The sequence below is a fragment of the Micromonospora sp. RB23 genome (genome assembly GCF_053585025.1).
Map to the genome: position 1 here is coordinate 2,723,382 of NZ_CM132111.1, position 19,099 is coordinate 2,742,480.

Below are 19,099 nucleotides of genomic sequence, written 5' to 3' on the forward strand. Positions count from 1 at the left end.
ACAATCCGCCCGGTTTGAAGGAGTGGCCCGTGTCGCATCCCGCCGGCCGGGTGCTCGCCCTGCTCGAACTGCTCCAGGCCCGGCACCGGGCCACGGCCGGCGACCTCGCCGCCCGGCTCGGTGTGGACGAGCGGACCGTGCGCCGGTACGCGGCCACCCTGGTCGAGCTGGGCATCCCGGTGACCGCCGACCGGGGCCGTCACGGCGGCTACCGCCTGCACCCCGGCTTCAAGCTGCCACCGCTGATGCTCACCGACGACGAGGCGGTCGCCGTGCTGCTCGGTCTGGTCGTCGCCGAACGGGTCGGTCTCGCCACCGAGCAGCCGGCCACGGCCACCGCGCTGGCGAAGATCCGCCGGGTGCTGCCGCTGGCGCTCGCCGACCGGCTGACCGCCGTACAGGAGCACCTCGGCTTCACCCTGCGCCGAGGAGAACCGGAGCCACGACCCGCGTCGGGCACCCTGCTCGCCCTGGCCGAGGCCGCCCGGCATCGGCGACGGGTCGCCCTGGACTACCGCTCCTGGCGCGGCGAGCGGTCGCACCGGGAACTCGACCCGTACGGCCTGGTCTTCCACGCCGGCCGCTGGTACGTCACAGGCCACGACCACCGGCGCGGCGAGGTCCGCACCTTCCGGCTGGACCGGGTCGGCGCCGTCACCCCCGGCGCGGCGACGTTCACGGTGCCGGACGGCTTCGACCCGGTGGCCCGGGTCACCCGGTCGCTGGCCGGTGTGCCGTACACCCACGAGGTCGAGGTTGTGGTGGAGACCGATCTGGTCACCGCCCGCCGCCGCGTCCCGCCCAGCGTGGCGGAGCTGACCGCCACCGCCGACGGCGTGCTGCTGCGGGCGCGCGCCGAGAGCCTGCCCGGCATGGCCGCGCTGCTCGCCGGCCTGGGCTGCCCGTTCACCGTGCGACACCCGGACGCGCTGCGCGCCGCCGTGGCCGAGCACGCCCGTCTGCTCGCCGACTGGGCGGCGCGGCCAGCAGGTGGACAGCCGCCCGCGCCACGCCGTCCGCTCGACTAGGCTGCCGGCGATGGACGAGGTGACCCGGATTCCGGTCGGCGGCGAACGACCGTACGACGTGCTGGTCGGACGCGACCTGCTGGGCGCGCTGCCGGGGCTGCTGCCCGGCGCGACCCGGGCGGCGGTGCTGCACACGCCCCCGCTCAAGGCCCTGGCCGACGCGATCGGTGAGCGGCTGCGCGCGGCGGGCGTCGACCCGCTGCCGATCGAGGTGCCCGACGCGGAGTCGGGCAAGCAGATCGACGTGGCGGCCGCCTGCTGGGACCGCCTCGGCGCGGCCGGTTTCACCCGTACCGACGCGGTGGTCGGTGTCGGCGGCGGCGCGGTGACCGACCTGGCCGGCTTCGTCGCGGCCTGCTGGCTGCGCGGGGTGCGCTGGGTGCCGGTCGCCACCTCCCTGCTGGGCATGGTGGACGCGGCCGTCGGCGGCAAGACCGGGATCAACACCGCCGCCGGCAAGAACCTGGTGGGCGCGTTCCACCCGCCGGTCGGTGTGCTCGCCGATCTGGCCACCCTCGACAGCCTGCCCGCCGTCGACCTCGCGGCCGGGTTGGCCGAGGTGGTCAAGTGCGGGTTCATCGCCGACCCGGTGATCCTGGATCTCGTCGAGCGTGACCCGGCGGCGGCCACCGACCCGCGCGGGCCGGTGACCCGGGAGCTGATCGAGCGGGCCATCCGGGTCAAGGCCGACGTGGTCGCCGGCGACCTGCGCGAGTCGGGCGTCCGGGAGGTGCTCAACTACGGCCACACGCTGGCGCACGCCATCGAGCAGAACGAGGGCTACCGCTGGCGGCACGGCCACGCCGTCGCGGTCGGCCTGGTGTACGCCGCCACGCTGGCCCGGCTCGCCGGCCGGCTGGACGCCCCGACCGCCGACCGGCACCGGAGCACGCTGACGGCGCTCGGCCTGCCGGTGAGCTACGCCGCCGAGGCCTGGCCGCGGCTGCTGGCCACGATGCGTGTCGACAAGAAGGCCCGGGGGGCCCGGTTGCGGTTCGTGGTGCTGGACGGCCTGGCCCGCCCGGCGATGCTGGAGGGCCCGGACGACGCCCTGCTCGAGGCCGCCTACCGTGAGCTGGCCCCGTGAGCGTGAGGAGTGAGCCGGTTTTGCGAGCCCCGCAGTCGCGAACGAAAGCAAGCGCCGCATGAGGGTGTACGTGCTGAACGGGCCGAACCTGGGTCGGCTGGGCACCCGGGAGCCCGACGTGTACGGCGCGACCACCTACGCCGACCTGGTGGCGCTGTGCGAGACCACGGGTCGGGAGTTGGGGCTCGACGTCACGGTCCGGCAGACCGACGCCGAGCACGAGCTGCTCGGCTGGCTGCACGACGCCGCCGACGAGGAGGCCGCCGTGGTGCTCAACCCGGCCGCCTGGTCGCATTACTCCTACGCGGTGCGCGACGCCTGCGCGATGTTGCGCGGACCGCTGGTGGAGGTGCACATCTCCAACATCCATAGCCGTGAGGAATTCCGGCACCATTCGGTGATCTCCGCGGTGGCGACCGGGGTGATCTGCGGTCTCGGCATCGACGGCTATCGTCTCGCGCTGCACCATTTGGCGGTCCGCTGAAGCGCCGCCGGAAGCGGCGGGCGGGCGATTCGACGCAGCTAGTAGACTCGTGAAGTCTGTCCGCCAATTGATGATCAAGGCAGGAAATGGCCTCCACCAACGACCTCAAAAACGGCCTGGTACTCAACCTGGACGGCGAGCTCTGGTCCGTCGTCGAGTTCCAGCACGTCAAGCCCGGTAAGGGTGGTGCGTTCGTCCGCACCACGCTGAAGAACGTGCTGTCCGGGAAGGTGGTCGACAAGACCTTCAACGCGGGCACCAAGGTCGAGACCGCGACCGTGGACAAGCGCACGATGCAGTACCTGTACGCCGACGGCGAGGACTACGTCTTCATGGATCTGGAGACCTTCGACCAGATCACCGTGCCCGGCGGCACCGTCGGGGAGGCAGCCAACTACCTGCTGCCCGAGGCGGAGGCGACCGTCGCCACCCACGAGGACGTGCCGCTCTACATCGAGCTGCCCACCAGCGTCGTGCTCGAGGTCACCTACACCGAGCCGGGTCTGCAGGGTGACCGTTCGACCGGTGGCACCAAGCCGGCGACCGTCGAGACCGGGGCCACCGTGCCGGTTCCGTTGTTCATCACCACCGGTGAGAAGATCAAGGTCGACACCCGCGACGGCCGTTACCTCGGCCGCGCCTGATGGCTGAGGGTCCCAAGCAGCAGATGCCGGCGCGCCGCAAGGCGCGTAAGCGGGCGCTGGACGTCCTGTACGAGGCCGATCTGCGGGATCGGCCGCCCGTCGAGGTCCTGGCCGGTTACCTCCAGCGCATCGAACAGCCCCGCCCGGAGCACCTGGGCTACACCGTGGGGCTGGTCGAGGGGGTCGCCGAGCACCTGGACCGGATCGACGAGCTGATCGCCAGCTACGCCGAGGGCTGGACCCTCGACCGGATGCCGGTGGTCGACCGCAACCTGTCCCGGATCGCCGTGTACGAACTGCTCTACGTCGACGAGATCGACGACGCGGTGGCGATCAGTGAGGCGGTCGAGCTGGCCCGACAGATGTCGACCGACGATTCGCCGCGGTTCCTCAACGGTGTGCTCGGCCGCATCGCCGAGTACGCCACCCGCTGAGCCGACGCGCGCACCGAACGAGAAGGGCCCGTGCCGGACGGCACGGGCCCTTCTCGTCGAACGGTAGATCAGGTGAAGCGACAGCTCAGGAGGCGAAGAACGCCCGGGGGTCGGCCACCAGCACGCCGTGCTCGGTGAGCCGCTCGATCAGACCCGACGGTGAGGCGTCGTAGACGATCGCGAGCGCCCGGAGGTCGTCGGCGCGGATGGAGAGCACCCGGCCGTTGTAGTCACCGCGCTGCTGTTGGATCGCGCGGGCGTAGCGGGCGACGTAGGCCAGGTCCTCGGATGCCTCGTCGTACAGGCGCTCGAGGTCCAGGACGATCTTGCTGGTGGGCTCGTGCCGGACACCGCTGCCGTCAGGCAGCAGCTCCGAGACGGGGACACGGTAGAACTCGGCCAGCTCGGCCAGACGGGACACCGTCACGGCCCGGTCGCCACGCTCGTACGAGCCGACCACCACGGCCTTCCACCGCCCGTTCGACTTCTCCTCCACACCCTGCAGGGAGAGGCCCTGCTGCTGGCGGATGGAGCGCAGGCGGGCGCCCAGAGATTTGGCGTATTCAGAGGGCATTCGGACACTCCCAGTGCTGCTCGGGGTTCTCCCGTCGATCGCTACGGAGCGTGACGGTACGGGGAATGGGACACCTGGTCAAGTGGTCGTGACCTTACCGTTGGGGAGCGTCGAGGGGGTCAGCGGTCTTTCGTGGATCTGATCCGGTGGTCAGCGGCCGCCGTCGGTCGGTGCGGTGACCACTGGTAACGTGGCGTGAAGCCCCGGCCGGGGCGGCTCGCGCTGCCCGGCCGGAGGTGCCCGACATCCTTTAACGACCCGTCCCGTGAGGCGGGGAAGGAGGTCCGCCGTGGCGTCCCCACCGGCTGCCCGTCCGTCACCACCGCGACAACCCTCGGTGAAGGTGATCCTCGCCAGCGCCGACGTGCAGCGGGTGGTCGACCGCATCGCCCACCAGATCCTGGAGAAGACCCAGGGCGCGGCCGACACCGTGCTGCTCGGGATTCCCACCCGGGGCGCCCCCCTCGCGCGGCGGCTCGCCGCCCGGATCAGCACCTTCGAGGACGTCGTCGTCCCGGTCGGTGTGCTCGACATCACTCTCTACCGCGACGACCTGCGCCGCCACGCCACCCGCGCGATCGGCCCCACCCAGGTGCCCAGCGGCGGCATCGACGGCAAGAGGGTGATCCTCGTCGACGACGTGCTCTTCTCCGGCCGCACCGTGCGGGCCGCGCTCGACGCGCTCAACGACGTCGGCCGCCCGGCATCCGTGCAACTCGCCGTGCTCGTCGACCGCGGCCACCGTGAGTTGCCGATCCGCGCCGACTACGTCGGCAAGAACATCCCCACCGCGTTCGCCGAGAGCGTCCGGGTGACGCTCGCCGAGACCGACGGAACCGACGAGGTCAAGCTCTACGGGGGCGCTCACTCATGATCAGGCACCTGCTCTCCGGCGCGGACCTGGACGCCGACACCGCCACCGAGATCCTGGACACCGCCGCCGAGATGGCCACCGTCGCCGGCCGGGAGATCAAGAAGCTGCCCGCGTTGCGCGGACGGACGGTGGTGAACCTCTTCTACGAGGACTCCACCCGGACCCGGATCTCGTTCGAGGCGGCGGCGAAGCGACTCAGCGCCGATGTGATCAACTTTTCCGCCAAGGGGTCCAGCGTCGCCAAGGGCGAGAGCCTGAAGGACACGGCGCTGACCCTGCAGGCCATGGGCGCCGACGCGGTCGTCGTACGGCATCCCGCCTCCGGCGCCCCGCACCGGCTGGCCAACTGGGTGGACGGGTCGGTCGTGAACGCGGGCGACGGCACCCACGAGCACCCGACCCAGGCGCTGCTCGACGCGTACACGATGCGGGCCCGGCTGGGCCGGCTCGCCGGCCTGTCGGTCGCGGTGGTCGGGGACGTGCTGCACTCCCGGGTGGCCCGCTCGAACGTGCTGCTGCTGTCGACCCTCGGCGCGAAGGTCACCCTGGTCGGCCCGCCGACGCTCATCCCCGTCGACATCGCCGCGGCGCTCGCCCCCGGTACCGATGTGTCGTACGACCTCGACTCGGTGCTGCCGAACGTGGACGTGGTGATGATGCTGCGCGTGCAGCGGGAACGGATGCGGGACTCCTACTTCCCCTCCGCCCGCGAGTACGCCCGCCGCTACGGGCTGGACGGTCCCCGGATGCGCCGCCTGCCCGAGCACGCGATCGTCATGCACCCCGGCCCGATGAACCGGGGGATGGAGATCACCCCCGAGGTCGCCGACTCACCCCGCTCCACCATCGTCGAACAGGTCACCAACGGGGTCTCCGTCCGGATGGCCGTCCTGTACCTGCTGCTCGGAGGGAACAACCGGTGACCGCGTACCTCATCACCAGCGTGAGCATCGTCGGGGCCGCGCCGACCGACCTGCTGATCCGCGACGGCGTCGTCGCCGAGGTGGGTCCGGGGCTGTCCGCGCCGGACGCCACCGTCATCGACGGAACCGGCCTCGTGGCCCTGCCCGGCCTGGTCGACCTGCACACCCACCTGCGCGAGCCGGGCCGGGAGGACGCCGAGACGGTCGAGTCCGGGTCGCGGGCGGCGGCGCTGGGCGGCTACACGGCGGTCTGCGCGATGGCCAACACGTCGCCGGTCGCGGACACCGCCGGCGTGGTCGAGCAGGTGTGGCGGCTCGGCCGGGAGGCCGGGATGGTCGACGTGCAGCCGATCGGGGCGGTCACCGTCGGGCTGGCCGGCGAGCGCCTCGCCGAGCTGGGGGCGATGGCGGACTCCGCGGCCCGGGTCCGGATCTTCTCCGACGACGGGCACTGCGTCGCCGACCCGCTGCTGATGCGTCGGGCCCTGGAGTACGTCAAGGCGTTCGACGGGATCATCGCCCAGCACGCCGAGGAGCCCCGCCTCACCGAGGGCGCCCAGATGCACGAGGGTGAGGTCTCCACCCGGCTCGGGCTGATCGGCTGGCCGGCGGTCGCCGAGGAGGCGATCATCGCCCGGGACGTGCTGCTCGCCGAGCACGTGGGCAGCCGACTGCACGTCTGCCACGTCTCCACCGCCGGCAGCGTCGAGGTGCTGCGCCAGGCCAAGGCCCGCGGGGTACGCGTCACCGCCGAGGTCACCCCGCACCACCTGCTGCTCACCGACGAGGTCGTGAGCGGGAGGAGTGAGCTTGCGAGCCCCGCACTCGCGAACAACTGGAGCCCCGCCGGAGTGTACGACCCGGTCTTCAAGGTGAACCCGCCGCTGCGCACCGCCACCGACGTCGCCGCGCTGCGCGCCGCACTCGCCGACGGCGTGATCGACATCATCGCCACCGACCACGCCCCGCACGCCGTGGAGGACAAGGAGTGCGAGTGGGCGTACGCCCGGCCGGGCATGCTCGGCCTGGAGACGGCGCTGTCCATCGCGCTGGACGTGCTCGGTCCCGAGTGGGACCTGATCGCCGAACGGATGTCCCGCGTCCCCGCCCGGATCGCGGGGCTGACCGGGCACGGCGTCGACCCCGCCCCGGGCGCCCCGGCCACCCTGACCCTGGTCGACCCGGCCGCCCGCCGCACCATCGAGCCGGCGGAGCTGGCCAGCCGCAGTCGCAACACCCCGTACGCCCGCATGACGCTGCCGGGTCGCATCGTGGCGACCTTCCTGCGCGGCGAGCCGACGGTCCTGGACGGAAAGGCCATCAAATGAGTAAGCGCAGGCCCGCGATCCTCGTGCTCGAGGATGGGCGCACGTTCCCCGGCGAGGCGTACGGCAGCGTCGGGGAGACCTTCGGCGAGGCGGTCTTCACCACCGGCATGACCGGTTACCAGGAGACGCTGACCGACCCGTCCTACCACCGTCAGGTGGTCGTGCAGACCGCCCCGCACATCGGCAACACCGGCGTCAACGGCGAGGACGACGAGTCCGGCCGGATCTGGGTGGCCGGGTACGTGGTCCGCGACCCGGCCCGGATCGGCTCGAACTGGCGGGCCACCGGCGGTCTCGAGGACCGCCTCGCCACCGAGGGCGTGGTGGGCATCAGCGGGGTGGACACCCGGGCGCTGACCCGGCACCTGCGCGAGCGGGGCGCCATGCGGGTGGGCATCTCCAGCGTCGAGAAGGACCCGCAGAGCTTGCTGGCCCGGGTCCGCCAGTCGCCGCAGATGGTCGGCGCGGACCTGTCCGCCGAGGTGACCACCTCCGAGCCGTACGTCGTCGACGCGGTCGGCGAGCACCGGTTTACGGTGGCCGCGCTCGACCTGGGCATCAAGCGCAACGTGCCGCGCCGGCTCGCCGCGCGCGGGGTGACCACCCACGTGCTGCCGGCCTCGTCGAGCATCGAGGACCTGCTCGCCACCGGCGCCGACGCGATCTTCCTGTCGCCCGGTCCGGGCGACCCGGCCACGGCCGACGGTCCGGTGGCGGTGGCCCGGGAGGCGCTGCGGCGGCAGGTGCCGCTGTTCGGCATCTGCTTCGGCAGCCAGATCCTCGGTCGGGCGCTCGGCTTCGGCACGTACAAGCTGGGCTACGGCCACCGGGGGATCAACCAGCCGGTGCTCGACCGGGCCACCGGCAAGGTCGAGGTGACCAGCCACAACCATGGCTTCGCCGTCGAGGTGCCGGGCGCCGGCGCCGTGGTCCCGGACCAGGTGATCGACACCGCCTTCGGTGGCGTACGCGTCTCGCACGTCTGCCTCAACGACAACGTGGTCGAGGGGCTGCGGGCCGTGGATGTGCCCGCCTTCACCGTCCAGTACCACCCGGAGGCGGCAGCCGGCCCGCACGACGCCGACTACCTCTTCGACCGTTTCGCCGAGCTCATCGAGGGCGGTAAGAATGCCTAAGCGGACCGATCTCAAGCACATCCTCGTCATCGGCTCCGGGCCGATCGTCATCGGGCAGGCCTGCGAGTTCGACTACTCCGGTACCCAGGCGTGCCGGGTGCTGCGCAGCGAGGGGATCCGGGTCAGCCTGGTCAACTCCAACCCGGCGACGATCATGACGGACCCCGAGTTCGCCGACGCGACCTACGTCGAGCCGATCACCCCGGAGTTCGTCGAGCTGGTCATCGCCAAGGAGCGCCCGGACGCGATCCTGCCGACCCTCGGCGGGCAGACCGCGCTGAACACCGCCGTCGCCCTGCACTCCAACGGTGTCCTGGAGAAGTACGGCGTCGAGCTGATCGGCGCGAACATCGACGCCATCAACCGGGGTGAGGACCGCCAGCTCTTCAAGGAGATCGTCGCGAAGGCCGGCGTACGCCTCGGCGTCGAGGACCCGGCCGGGCTGGTGCCCCGCTCCCGGGTGTGCCACTCGATGGACGAGGTCGAGGCGACCGTCGCCGAGCTGGGCCTGCCGGTGGTGATCCGCCCGTCGTTCACCATGGGCGGCCTGGGCTCGGGCATGGCGCACACGCCGGAGGACCTGGCCCGCATCGCGGGCGACGGCCTGGCGGCCAGCCCGGTGCACGAGGTGCTCATCGAGGAGAGCGTGCTCGGCTGGAAGGAGTACGAGCTCGAGCTGATGCGCGACCGGCACGACAACGTCGTGGTGGTCTGCTCCATCGAGAACCTCGATCCGATGGGCGTGCACACCGGCGACAGCGTCACCGTGGCCCCGGCCATGACGCTCACCGACCGGGAGTACCAGCACCTTCGTGACCTGGGCATCGCCGTGCTGCGCGAGGTCGGCGTGGACACCGGCGGCTGCAACATCCAGTTCGCGGTCAACCCGGTCGACGGCCGGATCGTCGTGATCGAGATGAACCCCCGGGTGTCGCGTTCCTCGGCGCTGGCCTCGAAGGCGACCGGCTTCCCGATCGCGAAGATCGCCGCGAAGCTGGCCATCGGTTACACGCTCGACGAGATCCCCAACGACATCACGTTGAAGACCCCTGCGGCTTTCGAGCCGACCCTGGACTACGTGGTGGTGAAGATCCCCCGGTTCGCGTTCGAGAAGTTCCCCGGCGCGGACCCGGAGCTGACCACCACCATGAAGTCGGTGGGCGAGGCGATGAGTCTCGGGCGCAACTTCACCGAGGCGCTGAACAAGGCGATGCGCTCGATGGAAACGAAGGCGGTCGGGTTCTGGACCACCCCCGACCCGGCGGACGTCACCCTGGCGGACACCCTCGCCGCGCTGCGGATCCCACACGACGGCCGGCTCTACACGGTGGAGCGGGCGCTGCGTCTCGGCGCGTCGATCAGCGAGGTGAGCGAGGCGTCCGGCGGCATCGACCCCTGGTTCCTGGACCAGATCGCCGCGTTGATCGAGCTGCGGACCGAGATCGTCGACGCGCCGGTGCTCGACGCCGAGCTGCTGCGCCGCGCCAAGCGGGCCGGCCTGTCCGACCGGCAGCTCGCGGCGCTGCGTCCGGAGCTGGCGGCCGAGGACGGCGTACGCGCCCTGCGGCACCGCCTGGACATCCGCCCGGTCTACAAGACCGTCGACACGTGCGCGGCCGAGTTCGAGGCCAGCACGCCGTACCACTACTCGTCGTACGACTTCGAGACCGAGGTCGTGCCGTCGGACCGGCCGAAGGTGCTGATCCTGGGCTCCGGCCCGAACCGGATCGGGCAGGGCATCGAGTTCGACTACTCGTGCGTGCACGCGGTGCAGGCGTTGCGGGCGGCCGGTTACGAGACCGTGATGGTCAACTGCAACCCGGAGACGGTCTCGACCGACTACGACACGGCCGACCGGCTCTACTTCGAGCCGCTGACCTTCGAGGACGTCCTGGAGGCCTGGCACGCGGAGGACTCCTCGGGCCGGGCGGCCGGCGGTCCGGGTGTGGTCGGCGTGGTCGTGCAGCTCGGCGGGCAGACCCCGCTGGGCCTGGCGCAGCGGCTCAAGGACGCGGGCGTGCCGGTGGTCGGCACGTCGCCGGAGTCGATCCACCTGGCCGAGGAGCGGGGCGCGTTCGGCGCCGTCCTGGCCCGCGCCGGACTGCGCGCGCCGGCGCACGGCATGGCCACCTCGTTCGAGGAGGCCAAGACGATCGCCGACGAGATCGGCTACCCCGTGCTGGTCCGTCCGTCCTACGTGCTCGGTGGGCGCGGCATGGAGATCGTGTACGACGACCCGACGCTGCGCGACTACATCGGCCGGGCCACCGACATCTCCGGCGACCACCCCGTGCTGGTGGACCGGTTCCTCGACGACGCCATCGAGATCGACGTGGACGCCCTGTGCGACGCCGACGGCGAGGTCTACATCGGCGGCGTGATGGAGCACATCGAAGAGGCCGGGATCCACTCCGGAGACTCGTCCTGCGCGTTGCCGCCGATCACCCTCGCGGGCCCGCACCTGGCCGAGGTTCGCCGCTACACCGAGGCCATCGCCCGGGGTGTCGGCGTCCGCGGCCTGCTCAATGTGCAGTACGCGCTCAAGGACGACGTGCTCTACGTGCTGGAGGCCAACCCGCGCGCGTCGCGGACGGTCCCGTTCGTCTCGAAGGCGACGGCGGTGCCGCTGGCCAAGGCGGCGGCCCGGATCGCGTTGGGCGCGACCATCGCCGAACTGCGCGCCGAGGGTCTGCTCCCGACGACGGGGGACGGTGGGACGATGCCCGCCGACGCGCCGATCGCGGTCAAGGAGGCGGTGCTGCCGTTCAAGCGCTTCCGTACCCGGGCGGGCAAGGGGATCGACTCGCTGCTGGGCCCGGAGATGAAGTCGACGGGCGAGGTGATGGGCATCGACACCAACTTCGGGCACGCCTTCGCCAAGAGCCAGTCGGCCGCGTACGGGTCGTTGCCGACCGCCGGGAAGATCTTCGTGTCGGTGGCGAACCGGGACAAGCGCGGCATGATCTTCCCGATCAAGCGGCTGGCCGACCTGGGCTTCGAGATCGTGGCGACCGCCGGTACCGCCGAGGTGCTGCGCCGGCACGGCATCGCCTGCGAGCAGATCCGCAAGCACTACCAGGCCGGTGAGGGCGACGACGCCGTGTCGCTGATCCTCGGCGGCGACGTCGCGCTGGTGATCAACACGCCGCAGGGCTCGGGCGCGAGCGCCCGCTCCGACGGTTACGAGATCCGCAGCGCCGCCGTCACCGCCGACATCCCCTGCATCACCACGGTTCCCGGCGCCGCCGCGGCCGTGATGGGGATCGAGGCACGTATCCGGGGCGACATGCGGGTGCGCCCGCTACAGGATCTGCACGCCACCCTGCGGGCGGCCCAGTGACCCTGTTCGAGCGGGTCGTACGGCCCGGGTTGTTCCGGCTCGGGGGCGGGGACGCCGAGACGGCGCACGAGTGGACGCTGCGGCGGTTGGCCGCCCTGTCGCGGCGTCCCGCCGTCCTGGCCGCGCTGCGGGCCCGGTACGCCGTCGACGCGCCGCGCACGGTCTTCGGTGTGCGGTTTCCCAACCCGGTCGGGCTGGCCGCCGGCATGGACAAGGACGGCGCGGCGCTGCCGGCCTGGCCGGCGCTCGGCTTCGGGTTCGTGGAGGTCGGCACGGTCACCGCGCACGCCCAGCCGGGCAATCCACGGCCCCGGTTGTTCCGGCTGCCGGCCAGCGAGGCGGTGGTCAACCGGATGGGCTTCAACAACGCCGGCGCCGACGCGTTGGCCGGCCGGCTGGCGACGTTGCCCCGTCCGCTCGGGGTGCCGTTGGGCATCTCGCTGGGCAAGTCCAAGGTGACCCCGCTCGACGAGGCGGTCGAGGACTACCTCGCCTCGTACCGGGCGCTGCGCGGGCACGGCGACTACTTCGCGGTGAACGTGTCGTCGCCGAACACACCGGGTCTGCGGTCGTTGCAGGACCGGGCCCACCTGGATGCGCTGCTCGGCGCGCTGGTGGGGGAGAAGCCGGTGCTGGTCAAGATCGCGCCAGATCTGACCGAGGCGGCGATCGCCGAACTGTTGGAGGTCTGCCTGGCCCGGGGCGCCGCCGGGGTGATCGCCACCAACACCACCCTGTCCCGGGACGGGCTGGCCCCGGTGGACACCGAGCGTGGCGCCGAGGCCGGTGGTCTGTCCGGCCGGCCGCTGACCGGCCGCGCCCGCGACGTGGTGGCCTTCGTGCACCGCGAGACCGGCGGTCGGCTGCCCGTCATCGGGGTCGGCGGTGTGCTCGACCCGGACGACGCCACCCGGATGTTCGACGCCGGCGCCGCCCTGGTGCAGCTCTACTCGGGCTTCATCTACCGGGGTCCGGCCCTGGTCCGGGCCGCGGCCCGCGCGAGCGGCACGGCGGTGACACCGGATCCGGTCGCCGGCCGGTGACCGCCCCCGGCCCGGTGCCCGCCCTCCCGTGCGGGGTCGGGCCGGGGCCGGCGGAGCCGTTTCACCCGGCCGCGCGACGTCCGTCGCCCGGCGGGCTTCAGGCACATGAGGAGTACGCGTGACACCCGAGGAGATCCTGGCCGTCGACCGGGCGCACGTCTGGCATCCGTACGCCGCGCTGCCGCCGGCGAACGCGCCGTTCGTGGTCCGTAGCGCCGAGGGGGTACGGCTGAGCCTGGCCGACGGCCGGGAGTTGGTGGACGGGATGTCGTCCTGGTGGGCGGCGGTGCACGGCTACCGGCACCCGGTGCTGGACGCGGCCGTGACCGACCAGCTCGGGCGGATGAGCCACGTGATGTTCGGCGGACTCACCCACGAGCCCGCCGTACGGCTGGCGCGCACCCTGGTCGAGCTGGCGCCGGAGGGGCTGGAGCACGTGTTCCTGGCCGACTCCGGGTCGGTCAGCGTCGAGGTGGCCGTGAAGATGTGCCTGCAGTACCAGCGGGCGGTCGGCCGGCCGGAACGGCGTCGGCTGGCCACCTGGCGGGGCGGGTACCACGGCGACACGTTCCATCCGATGAGCGTCTGCGACCCCGAGGGCGGGATGCACCACCTCTGGGGCGACGTGCTGCCCCGGCAGGTCTTCGCCCCGGTGCCGCCGGGCGGGTTCGGCGATCCGCCCGACGAGGCGTACGTGGCGGCGTTGGTGGACGCCGTCGAGCGGCACGCCCACGAACTCGCCGCGGTCATCGTGGAACCGGTGGTGCAGGGCGCGGGTGGGATGCGCTTCCACCATCCCGGTTACCTGCGGGTGCTGCGCGAGGTGACCCGCGCGCACGGGGTGCTGCTGATCTTCGACGAGATCGCGACCGGCTTCGGCCGCACCGGCACGATGTTCGCCGCCGAGCACGCCGGGGTGTCCCCGGACGTGATGTGCGTGGGCAAGGCGCTCACCGGCGGCTACCTGACCCTGGCCGCCGCGCTGTGCACCGCGGAGATCGCGCGCGGGATCTCCGCCGACGGCGTCTTGGCGCACGGTCCGACGTTCATGGGCAATCCGCTGGCCTGCGCGGTCGCCAACGCCTCCATCGGGCTGCTGCGGGCCGGCGACTGGGCGGCGCAGGTGTCCCGGATCGGCGCGGGCCTACGCGCCGGCCTGGAGCCGCTGCGGGCCGCGCCGGGCGTGGCCGACGTGCGGGTGCTCGGAGCGATCGGCGTGGTCCAACTCGACCACGACGTCGACCTCGGCGCGGCAACGACGGCCGCCGCCGACCGTGGCGTCTGGCTGCGGCCCTTCCGCGACCTGATCTACACGATGCCGCCGTACGTCACCGACGACGCCGACCTGGCCCGGATCGCGGCCGGGGTGGCGGCTGCCGTGGCGGCGGGCTGAGCGGGAACCGACAAGCATCCCGGGCGGCGGTCGCCACCCGGAGGAGAAGAGGGGAAGTACGCCGATGGAGAGCTTCGGCACCCGGCTGCACCGGGCCGTCACCGAGCGCGGACCGCTCTGCGTGGGCATCGACCCGCATCCCGGCCTGCTGGCCCGGTGGGGCCTCGCGGACGACCTCGACGGTCTGGACCGGTTCGCCCGAACCGTGGTGGATGCGCTCGGTGACCGGGTTGCGGTTGTCAAGCCTCAGTCGGCCTTTTTCGAGCGGTTCGGATCCCGCGGTGTGGCGATTCTTGAGTCAACTATCCGACAGTTACGGGAAGCCGGATCGCTCGTTCTGCTCGACGTCAAGCGCGGCGACATCGGCTCAACGGTCAGCGCGTACGCCTCCGCGTACCTGGATCCATCCAGCCCGCTGTATGTCGACGCGCTCACGGCCAGTCCCTACCTGGGAGTAGGTTCGCTGGCCCCGATGTTCGAGTTGGCCGCGCAACACGGCGGCGGGGTCTTCGTGCTGGCCCTCACCTCGAACCCCGAGGGCGCGGCCGTGCAGCGGGCCCGTACGTCCGACGGACGCACCGTGGCGCAGACCGTGATCGACGAGATTTCCCAGCTCAACAGGGGTGCGGACCCTCTCGGCAGCTTCGGTCTGGTGGTCGGCGCCACCATCGGTGACACCGGTCATGACCTCTCCACCGTGGGGGGTCCGCTGCTCGCTCCGGGGCTCGGCGCGCAGGGTGCGGGTGCCGCCGATCTGCGTACCGTCTTCGGCTCCAGCCTCGCCGCGGTGCTCCCGTCGTACTCCCGCGAGGTCCTGTCGGCAGGACCGGACGCCGCGGCCCTGCGGGCCGCCGCGGACCGGGTGCGGGACGAGTGCCGGGCTGTTCTGGCTGCCCGATGACTGACTGACGGCTCGGTCACTTTGCGATGATCTTCGCGCGCCCACGTTGCCGAAAGCTCCGTTGACCGCTAGTTTTCCCCGCGCTGGGAACCATGGACCCCTTGGTTCACAGCGACACCACGTTTCACAGATGCGGCGGTGCGCCCCGCCCGCCGCGATAGGGACCTGAGGAGAACTGGTGCCGCTCCCGTCACTGACCCCCGAACAGCGCGCTGCCGCGCTCGAGAAGGCTGCGGAGATCCGCAAGGCCCGTGCCGAGCTGAAGGAGCAGCTCAAGCAGGGCAAGACCACCCTTGGTGCCGTCCTCGAGCGCGCCGAGAGCGACGACGTCGTCGGCAAGCTCAAGGTTTCGGCCGTCCTGCAGGCGATGCCGGGCATCGGCAAGATCCGGGCTACCCAGATCATGGAGAAGCTCAAGATCGCCGACAGCCGTCGTCTGCGCGGCCTCGGCGAGCAGCAGCGCAAGGCACTGCTTGGAGAGTTCGCCGCCAACTGAACCTGGCAGCGTGTAGAAACAAGCAGTGAGCACGGATGACGAGGCGCGCCCGGCGGCTCGGCTCACTGTCCTGGCTGGACCTTCGGGTTCCGGCAGGGAGAGTGTCGTCGAGCTCGTCCGGGCGCGTTTCCCGTCCGTGTGGATCCCGGTGCCGGCAACGACCAGGCCGCGCCGGGAGCCGGAGGAGGACGGAGACCGCCGGGTCTTTCTCGCCCCGGCCGAGTTCGAACGCCGGCTTGCCGCCGGGGAGCTGCTGGAGTGGTCCCGGATCGGCGCGTACCTACGGGGGACCCTGCACCCGCCGCTGCGCGCCCGGCTCGACGCCGGGCAGCAGGTCCTGCTTCCGCTCGACGTGACCGGGGCCCGGCTGGTGCGGGCACGACTGCCCGACGCGCGTCTCGTGCTGTTGCTCCCGCCCGGACGTCGCCTCGACGCCGACGTGGCGGCCGCCTTCGCGGACACCCTCACGCACGACCTCACCGATCGGGTGGTCGACGAGCTGGTAGGCTTACTCGGTTCAACTTATCCGGATCCGGCCTGGTCGCGCCCGCGCGGCTGACAGCCGGCCGCCGTCGGGACTCAGCACCGCGTCCGCGCGGTTCGAAAGACGCAGAGGTTAATTCGTGGGATCCATCGCCAACCCCGAAGGCATCACCAACCCGCCGATCGACGAGCTCCTCGAGAAGACGACGTCGAAGTACGCGCTGGTCATCTTCGCCGCCAAGCGTGCGCGCCAGGTCAACGCCTACTACAGCCAGCTCGGTGAGGGCCTGCTGGAGTACGTCGGCCCGCTCGTCGAGACCACCCCGCAGGAGAAGCCCCTCTCCATCGCCATGCGCGAGATCAACGGCGGCCTGCTCACCGCCGAGCCGACCGACCAGCCGTAGGCCCGTCACCGTCGATGTCCGCCTCGATCGTTCTGGGGGTCGGCGGCGGCATCGCCGCCTACAAGGCGTGTGAGCTGCTGCGACTCTTCACCGAGTCGGGCCACCGGGTCCGTGTCGTGCCGACCGCGTCGGCGCTGAGATTCGTCGGCGCGCCGACCTGGGCGGCGCTCTCCGGCCAGCCGGTCGCCGACGACGTCTGGTCCGACGTGCACGAGGTGCCGCACGTCCGCCTCGGCAAGCAGGCCGACCTGGTGGTGGTCGCGCCGACCACGACCGACCTGCTCGCCAAGGCCGCCCAGGGGCTCGCCGACGACCTGCTGACCAACACGTTGCTGACCGCTCGCTGCCCGGTGGTCCTGGCCCCGGCCATGCACACCGAGATGTGGGAACACCCGGCCACCGTCGCCAACGTCGCCACGCTGCGTTCTCGGGGCGTCCGGGTCATCGAGCCCGCCGTCGGACGGCTCACCGGGGCCGACACCGGCAAGGGTCGGCTGCCCGACCCGGCGGAGATCTTCGCGGTCGCCCGCCAGGTCCTCGCCCGGGGCGCCTCCGCCCCGGCGGACCTGACCGGTCGCCGGCTGGTGGTCACGGCCGGGGGCACCCGCGAGCCGCTGGACCCGGTCCGCTTCCTCGGTAACCGCTCCTCGGGCAAGCAGGGTTACGCCTTCGCCCGTTCGGCGGTCGCCCGGGGCGCCCGGGTCACGCTGATCGCGGCCAACGTCGCGCTCGCCGACCCCGCCGGGGTCGACCTGGTCCGGGTCGGCACGACCGCCGAGCTGCGCGAGGCGACTCTGAAGGCCGCCGCCGACGCCGACGCGGTCGTGATGGCGGCGGCTCCGGCCGATTTCCGACCGGCGGCGTACGCGCCTGGCAAAATCAAGAAGTCGGACGACGGTGTCGCTCCCACCATCGAGCTCGTCACGAATCCGGACATCGCGGCGGAGCTCGGCCAGCGCAAGCGACCGGAGCAGGTGCTGGTGGTGTTCGCCGCCGAGACCGGCGACGCGGAGGCCAACGGCCGGGCGAAGCTGGCCCGGAAGCGGGCCGACCTCATCGTCATCAACGAGGTAGGTCCGGACCGGGTCTTCGGCGCCGACACCAACACGGTGACGGTCATCGGCGCGGACGGCTCGGTGAGCCATCTGCCGGAGCAGTCCAAGGAGGCGGTGGCCGACACCGTGTGGGACCTCGTCGTGGCGCGGCTGGCCAACCGCTCCTGACGGGTGGAACAGGGCGCGACCGATCCCGACACCGGCCGCAGCGGTGACTAGACTGCCGCGGAACGACCTCACACGCTTAGGAGTGCCGTGACACGCCGCCTCTTCACGTCCGAATCGGTCACGGAAGGCCACCCGGACAAGATCGCCGACCAGATCAGCGACGGCATCCTCGATGCGCTGCTCGCCGAGGACCCGCACAGCCGGGTCGCGGTCGAGACCATGATCACCACCGGCCAGGTGCACATCGCCGGCGAGGTCACCACCAAGGCGTACGCCGACATCCCGACGATCGTCCGCCGGACCATCCTCGACATCGGCTACGACTCGTCGAAGAAGGGTTTCGACGGCGCCTCCTGCGGGGTCAGCGTCTCGATCGGCGCGCAGTCCGAGGACATCGCGCAGGGCGTCGACAACGCCTTCGAGCTGCGTACCGGCGCGTCGGAGAGCGCGTTGGACGCGCAGGGCGCCGGCGACCAGGGCATGATGTTCGGCTTCGCCTGCTCGGAGACGCCGGAGCTGATGCCACTGCCGATCGCCCTGGCCCACCGGCTGGCGCGTCGGCTCGCCGCGGTCCGCAAGGACGGCACCATCCCGTACCTGCGCCCGGACGGCAAGACCCAGGTCACCATCGAGTACGAGGGGCTGCGCCCGGTCCGGCTGAACACCGTCGTGGTGTCCAGCCAGCACGCCGCGGACATCTCGCTGGAGTCGCTGCTGACCCCCGACGTTCGTGACTCCGTCATCGCGCCCGAGCTGGAGAGTCTCGGTCTGGACACCGACGGGTACCGCCTGCTGGTCAACCCGACCGGCCGGTTCGAGATCGGCGGCCCGATGGGCGACGCCGGCCTCACCGGTCGCAAGATCATCGTCGACACCTACGGCGGGTACGCCCGGCACGGCGGCGGCGCCTTCTCCGGCAAGGATCCGTCCAAGGTGGACCGCTCGGCCGCGTACGCGATGCGCTGGGTGGCCAAGAACGTGGTCGCCGCCGGCCTCGCCGAGCGGTGCGAGGCGCAGGTCGCCTACGCCATCGGCAAGGCGCACCCGGTGAGCCTCTTCATCGAGACGTTCGGCACCGAGACCGTGCCGGTCGCCTCGATCGAGAGCGCCGTCTCCGAGGTGTTCGACCTGCGCCCGGCCGCGATCATCCGGGACCTCAACCTGCTCCGCCCCATCTACCAGCAGACCGCCGCGTACGGCCACTTCGGCCGGGAGCTGCCGGATCTGACCTGGGAGAGCACCGACCGGGCCGCCGACCTCAAGTCGGCCGCAGGAGCCTGACCGCCACCAGGCGTAGCGACCGG

Annotated in this window: 19 protein-coding genes; 18 read left to right on the plus strand and 1 reads right to left on the minus strand. The window is 71.9% G+C overall.

Annotation, left to right across the window (positions count from 1 at the left end; translation table 11 throughout):
- Positions 1–29: 29 nt before the first annotated feature.
- The 5 genes from ACTFTM_RS12490 to nusB all read left to right on the plus strand — a co-directional run bounded on the left by ACTFTM_RS12490 (position 30) and on the right by nusB (position 3,677).
- Positions 30–1,028: a helix-turn-helix transcriptional regulator gene (locus tag ACTFTM_RS12490; protein ID WP_449565945.1), complete on the plus strand. Its 999-nt coding sequence runs from the start codon at positions 30–32 to the stop codon at positions 1,026–1,028.
- A 10-nt stretch (positions 1,029–1,038) separates the two neighbouring features.
- Positions 1,039–2,115, plus strand: a complete 1,077-nt coding sequence (gene aroB / locus ACTFTM_RS12495) for a 3-dehydroquinate synthase (protein WP_449565946.1) — start codon at positions 1,039–1,041, stop codon at positions 2,113–2,115.
- A 58-nt stretch (positions 2,116–2,173) separates the two neighbouring features.
- A complete protein-coding gene (gene aroQ / locus ACTFTM_RS12500) occupies positions 2,174–2,599 on the plus strand; it encodes a type II 3-dehydroquinate dehydratase (RefSeq protein WP_449565947.1) in 426 nt (141 codons plus the stop codon).
- 86 nt (positions 2,600–2,685) lie between these two features.
- A complete protein-coding gene (gene efp / locus ACTFTM_RS12505) occupies positions 2,686–3,243 on the plus strand; it encodes an elongation factor P (protein ID WP_433538268.1) in 558 nt (185 codons plus the stop codon).
- A 23-nt stretch (positions 3,244–3,266) separates the two neighbouring features.
- The gene (gene nusB / locus ACTFTM_RS12510; RefSeq protein ID WP_449566619.1) at positions 3,267–3,677 is read left to right on the plus strand and encodes a transcription antitermination factor NusB; all 411 of its coding nucleotides are present in this window, start codon (positions 3,267–3,269) and stop codon (positions 3,675–3,677) included.
- Positions 3,678–3,762: 85 nt separating this feature from the next.
- Here nusB and bldD read toward each other — a convergent pair whose 3' ends face one another.
- Positions 3,763–4,251 (minus strand): transcriptional regulator BldD, encoded by a 489-nt coding sequence (gene bldD / locus ACTFTM_RS12515; protein ID WP_007458348.1) that lies wholly within the window; start codon positions 4,249–4,251, stop codon positions 3,763–3,765.
- Between the two features lie 289 nt (positions 4,252–4,540).
- Here bldD and pyrR point away from each other — a divergent pair, with 289 nt between their 5' ends.
- The 13 genes from pyrR to metK all read left to right on the plus strand — a co-directional run bounded on the left by pyrR (position 4,541) and on the right by metK (position 19,076).
- A complete protein-coding gene (gene pyrR / locus ACTFTM_RS12520; RefSeq protein WP_449565948.1) occupies positions 4,541–5,125 on the plus strand; it encodes a bifunctional pyr operon transcriptional regulator/uracil phosphoribosyltransferase PyrR in 585 nt (194 codons plus the stop codon).
- Complete coding sequence (locus ACTFTM_RS12525) at positions 5,122–6,048, plus strand: aspartate carbamoyltransferase catalytic subunit (protein WP_449565949.1); 927 nt, start codon at positions 5,122–5,124, stop codon at positions 6,046–6,048. The genes pyrR and ACTFTM_RS12525 overlap by 4 nt, the downstream gene beginning before the upstream one ends.
- Positions 6,045–7,376 carry a dihydroorotase gene (locus ACTFTM_RS12530; protein ID WP_449565950.1) on the plus strand — a complete coding sequence of 444 codons (1,332 nt, stop codon included), beginning with the start codon at positions 6,045–6,047 and terminating at the stop codon, positions 7,374–7,376. Before ACTFTM_RS12525 ends, ACTFTM_RS12530 begins: the two co-directional genes overlap by 4 nt.
- Positions 7,373–8,512 carry a glutamine-hydrolyzing carbamoyl-phosphate synthase small subunit gene (carA, locus tag ACTFTM_RS12535; protein WP_449565951.1) on the plus strand — a complete coding sequence of 380 codons (1,140 nt, stop codon included), beginning with the start codon at positions 7,373–7,375 and terminating at the stop codon, positions 8,510–8,512. The genes ACTFTM_RS12530 and carA overlap by 4 nt, the downstream gene beginning before the upstream one ends.
- Positions 8,505–11,852, plus strand: a complete 3,348-nt coding sequence (gene carB / locus ACTFTM_RS12540; protein ID WP_449565952.1) for a carbamoyl-phosphate synthase large subunit — start codon at positions 8,505–8,507, stop codon at positions 11,850–11,852. Before carA ends, carB begins: the two co-directional genes overlap by 8 nt.
- A complete protein-coding gene (locus ACTFTM_RS12545) occupies positions 11,849–12,895 on the plus strand; it encodes a quinone-dependent dihydroorotate dehydrogenase (RefSeq protein WP_449565953.1) in 1,047 nt (348 codons plus the stop codon). The genes carB and ACTFTM_RS12545 overlap by 4 nt, the downstream gene beginning before the upstream one ends.
- A gap of 118 nt (positions 12,896–13,013) precedes the next feature.
- Positions 13,014–14,288 (plus strand): adenosylmethionine--8-amino-7-oxononanoate transaminase, encoded by a 1,275-nt coding sequence (locus ACTFTM_RS12550; protein WP_449565954.1) that lies wholly within the window; start codon positions 13,014–13,016, stop codon positions 14,286–14,288.
- Between the two features lie 64 nt (positions 14,289–14,352).
- Positions 14,353–15,189, plus strand: a complete 837-nt coding sequence (gene pyrF / locus ACTFTM_RS12555; RefSeq protein WP_449565955.1) for an orotidine-5'-phosphate decarboxylase — start codon at positions 14,353–14,355, stop codon at positions 15,187–15,189.
- Positions 15,190–15,367: 178 nt separating this feature from the next.
- Positions 15,368–15,685 (plus strand): integration host factor, actinobacterial type, encoded by a 318-nt coding sequence (gene mihF / locus ACTFTM_RS12560; protein WP_007458370.1) that lies wholly within the window; start codon positions 15,368–15,370, stop codon positions 15,683–15,685.
- Positions 15,686–15,710: 25 nt separating this feature from the next.
- Positions 15,711–16,244, plus strand: a complete 534-nt coding sequence (locus tag ACTFTM_RS12565; RefSeq protein WP_449565956.1) for a guanylate kinase — start codon at positions 15,711–15,713, stop codon at positions 16,242–16,244.
- A gap of 64 nt (positions 16,245–16,308) precedes the next feature.
- Positions 16,309–16,572, plus strand: a complete 264-nt coding sequence (gene rpoZ, locus ACTFTM_RS12570; RefSeq protein ID WP_074318577.1) for a DNA-directed RNA polymerase subunit omega — start codon at positions 16,309–16,311, stop codon at positions 16,570–16,572.
- Positions 16,573–16,586: 14 nt separating this feature from the next.
- Complete coding sequence (gene coaBC / locus ACTFTM_RS12575) at positions 16,587–17,795, plus strand: bifunctional phosphopantothenoylcysteine decarboxylase/phosphopantothenate--cysteine ligase CoaBC (protein WP_449565957.1); 1,209 nt, start codon at positions 16,587–16,589, stop codon at positions 17,793–17,795.
- Between the two features lie 87 nt (positions 17,796–17,882).
- Entirely contained in the window at positions 17,883–19,076 is a 1,194-nt protein-coding gene (metK, locus tag ACTFTM_RS12580; RefSeq protein WP_355624166.1) for a methionine adenosyltransferase, read from the plus strand.
- Positions 19,077–19,099: the final 23 nt, after the last annotated feature.